Origin of the sequence: Streptomyces xiaopingdaonensis (assembly GCF_000262345.1) — a bacterium.
GTDB lineage: Bacteria > Actinomycetota > Actinomycetes > Streptomycetales > Streptomycetaceae > Streptomyces > Streptomyces xiaopingdaonensis.
Genome location: NZ_AJTQ01000383.1, coordinates 1 through 1,084, shown reverse-complemented (window position 1 = coordinate 1,084; position 1,084 = coordinate 1). Strand labels below are relative to the sequence as shown.

At 70.2% G+C, this 1,084-nt stretch carries 1 protein-coding gene; it reads right to left on the bottom strand.

Annotation, left to right across the window (positions count from 1 at the left end; genetic code table 11):
- Positions 1-958 (bottom strand): IS481 family transposase (locus UWG_RS0129180; RefSeq protein WP_029391881.1); only part of this gene is annotated, 958 nt, incomplete at its 3' end.
- Between the last annotated feature and the right edge of the window lie 126 nt (positions 959-1,084).

Sequence of the window (1,084 nt, the reverse complement as noted above, 5' to 3'; positions counted from 1 at the left end):
TGTGTTGTTCGGGGAGGTTGGTGACGCGGCTGGCGGGGGTTTGGCCTTGGATTCCGGTGTGGGGTCGGTGGTAGTTGTACCAGTCGAGCCAGTCGGGGAAGGCTTCTTGCCGTTCGGTCTCGGAGGTGTAGGGCCGGGTGTAGGCCCATTCCTCGAGGAGGGTGCGGTGGAAGCGTTCGACCTTGCCGTTGGTCTGCGGCCGCCAGGGCCGTGTCCACCGTGGGTGGATGCCCAGGTCACGGCAGGTGCGGTGCCAGGTGTTCTTGGTGTAGGACCAGGCGTTGTCCGTGAGCACCCGTTCGACGGCCACCCCGCGGGCGGCGAACCAGGCGGTCGCGCGGGTCAGGAAGTCGGCGCAGGTGGCGGCCTTCTCGTCCGGGAGGTCTTCGGTGTAGGCCAGACGGGAGTGGTCGTCCAGGGCGGTGTGGAGGCAGGCGTATCCGGTGCCGTTCCGGCGGTCCTTGTTCGCGGTTCCTGCGGCCCGGCCGAGGGTTTTGTGGCCGCCGCCGTCGGGGATGCGGCCGAGTTTCTTCACGTCGATGTGCACCAGTTCGCCTGGCCGTTCGCGCTCGTAGCGGCGTACGGGTTCGCCAGTGGCCCGGTCCAGCGTGGCCAGTGGCGGGAGTTCGTTCCGGGTCAGGATGCGGTGGCAGGTGGAGGCCGCGAGGCCGGTGCGGGTAGCCAGCCGCAGTGGCCCGATCCGGTGTTCGCGGCGAAGTCGCACCACCTCGGCTTCCCTGGCCTGCGGGGTGCGGCCGGGGCTGTGGTGCGGGCGGCTGGAGCGATCGAGCATGCCTGCCGTCCCGTGCCGCCGGTAGCGGCCGGCCCAGCGAGCAGCGGTGGTGTGGGCGACCTGGAACCGCTCGGCCGCCCGCCGCAGCGGCCAACCCTCCTCGACCACGCACCGGGCCAGCCGCAGCCTCCCGGTCGGCGTCAGCGGGGCGTTACAGTGGGACACGAGGGCCTCCTGGCAACCGGTTGAAGATCTCGCAATCCACACCGAGCCAGAAGGCCCTCACCTCATGCAAGCCCCCGAGTGCAAACCGCCCTGTCACCAACGTGCCGGGACAACACACCTAGGCGC